3 protein-coding genes are annotated in these 2,317 nt (G+C 26.3%); 2 read left to right on the top strand and 1 reads right to left on the bottom strand.

What is annotated here, in order from left to right; genetic code table 11:
• Positions 1-49 precede the first annotated feature (49 nt).
• Both L8W55_RS07855 and L8W55_RS07850 read left to right on the top strand, forming a co-directional pair.
• Positions 50-799 (top strand): hypothetical protein, encoded by a 750-nt coding sequence (locus L8W55_RS07855; protein ID WP_263678129.1) that lies wholly within the window; start codon positions 50-52, stop codon positions 797-799.
• An 8-nt stretch (positions 800-807) separates the two neighbouring features.
• On the top strand, positions 808-2,019 hold the full coding sequence (locus tag L8W55_RS07850; RefSeq protein ID WP_263678127.1) for a DUF2920 family protein: 1,212 nt from the start codon (positions 808-810) through the stop codon (positions 2,017-2,019).
• On the opposite strand, the gene L8W55_RS07845 is transcribed toward L8W55_RS07850, so the two are convergent.
• Positions 2,012-2,245, bottom strand: coding sequence for an acyl carrier protein (locus tag L8W55_RS07845; protein ID WP_263678126.1), 234 nt, complete (start codon positions 2,243-2,245; stop codon positions 2,012-2,014). The two genes, L8W55_RS07850 and L8W55_RS07845, sit on opposite strands and share 8 nt — an antisense overlap.
• Positions 2,246-2,317: the final 72 nt, after the last annotated feature.

Below are 2,317 nucleotides of genomic sequence, written 5' to 3'. Positions count from 1 at the left end.
ATTACTTGATGTACAAAAATTAAGCTAGAATACATAAGAAAGGAAATAAATGAAAAATTTTTTTAACTCATTGCAAGATAAAGAATTTATTTTTGCACCACAATGCTATAAAACATGTAATGGAGGATGTTGTCATAATATTCACGCACAATATTTTAAATTTAATAAATCTAGTGCGGTGATATTGCCCATGCTTGAAGTTGAATATCTTTCGCTAAAACAAGCTGGTAATACATATTTAGAAAATGGAAAAGTCAATACCTTTACTTTAAAAAATGGAAAGAAAATTAATGCTTATTTTGCAAAATGTGATTTAAATGGACTTTGTGATCCTCACAGCCTTAGACCTTTGATATGTAAACTTTACCCTTATTATCCTCAGGTTGATTATGAGGGAAATTTTTTAGGGGTTAAACCTTGTGCATTGTTTGATATTTTTTATAAAGATGCCAAAAAGCACTATTGCACCATAACTCATAGAAAAAATGATGAGTTTTTAAGAGAGTTTGAGCAAAGCACACAGGTATTAAGAAAGGAACCTATAATGATATTTGTATTTAAGGTACTTGAAGTGATAGAAGAAACTCTTAAACAATATACTTATGATCATTATGGAAAAGTAATTTATCTTGAAGAATTAACACATGAAGAAAAATTTGATTTTTTTGCTTTTCAAGAAATTAATTCTATGACTATGCAAGCATATAGAAATGAAAAATTTATTGATAAAATTCAAGATATATATGATAATCTAGAGTTACTATATCAAGATCAATTTACAAATTATTTTAATGATTAGAGAAAATTATGCTCAAAAATGAAACTTATTTCATAGACTCTTGTGATGATGTAGAATTAAACATAAAAAGAGAAAGTAAATTAGAATATAGAATTACCTATGATGATGACAAAGAGATGAAAGCTGTTGTTTTTATGATAGGTGGATATGGTGCCAATGTTGATTTGTCAATTATTGATTTTGATAGACAATTTATAGCTAAGAAATTTGAAGTAGTAGTTGTGAGTGTTTTATATCATTGTTATGGTTGTAGGATAAATGATAAAGATAAAAGATACAGCGCGCAATTTTCGTATGATGAGTACAATGTGAATCAATTGAAAAAATCTCTAGAGAAGATGAACTTTAACACAAATAGACTCAGTACTTGGAATATGAAAGAATATCTTGCGTCATTGGAGTCTACTATTGATACTTATAAGTTGAAAGGGATTTTAGCTGATGATTATAGGTTATTTATAACTTCTACCATGTTACCAACTAATAATGAATATCAAAATTATGGTATTATGGCAGCAATTGACTGCATTAATGCTTTAAAAGATTTATGTAAAAAATATCCTAATTTTGGAAAATTACCAAAAATTTATGGAGGAAGATCTTATGGAGGTTATCTTTCTTTATTATTGACTAAAATTGCTCCTTGGTATGTTGATGGAGTGATAGATAATTCGGGTGAAGCAATATTGCTTTTGGGTTATATCATAGGAAAAGATTTAGACCATCCTGATGCATTTATTAATTCTAAAAATTTTTTAGTAGGTTGTTTTATAAAAACATATTGGAATGCCAATAAAAATTCGCCATACTGTTTTAAAGATGAAAATTATGAAATAAGAACTTTATTAAATCAAACACATTTGATTTTACAAGCTCAAAAAAATAAAAATATAATATACACAAGTTATCATAGTTCAGAAGATCCATTGACTGCTCATGAGTTTAAAGTTCAATATATGCAAATTCTGAAAACTTTGGGTTATGATGTAAATTTTCACTTGATAGATGAAAAGGATATAGATGGTAGATTTATAAAAAGACTTACGCATGGAGGTGGAATTACTGATAAAGCTCTATTTGGTAAAGAATTACCAAAAATGCTTGAAAAATTTAAGGATAAAAAATTCACTATGCGAGAGGATAGTATAAGTTATCCTTGTAAGGATAAAGTTTTTACTTTTAAAGATAAGGGCGATAAATTTGTGCTTGAGATTATATAACTTCCTCAAGCATATTTTTAATTGCAGAAAAATCTTCGAAATTATCTGGAGTAATATATTTAGCGTCTAAATTTTTTCCAATAAATTTTTCTATTTCAAGTATTAATTTCATCATATCCATGCTATCAATAATATCATCATCTACTAAATTACGACTATTTTCATTTATATCACTTCTATTAATTGCATTAAACATATTCTGTATATCACTAAAATCAATTTTCATTTTTATCCTTTTTATTTATTATGATATCTAAATTTTTATAAAAACAAAGTTATAAGGTTTTTAATAAAAACA

The sequence above is a fragment of the Campylobacter sp. FU_520 genome, from assembly GCF_025772385.1.
Taxonomy (GTDB): domain Bacteria; phylum Campylobacterota; class Campylobacteria; order Campylobacterales; family Campylobacteraceae; genus Campylobacter_D; species Campylobacter_D lari_C.
Note: the sequence above shows the minus strand (reverse complement) of the source record. Positions and strands in the feature narration are given on the sequence as shown.

Coding starts and splice junctions, on each gene's coding strand:
- L8W55_RS07850 (WP_263678127.1), top strand. CDS start 808: ATGCTCAAAAATGAAACTTATTTCATAGACTCTTGTGATGATGTAGAA.
- L8W55_RS07855 (WP_263678129.1), top strand. CDS start 50: ATGAAAAATTTTTTTAACTCATTGCAAGATAAAGAATTTATTTTTGCA.
- L8W55_RS07845 (WP_263678126.1), bottom strand. CDS start 2,245: ATGAAAATTGATTTTAGTGATATACAGAATATGTTTAATGCAATTAAT.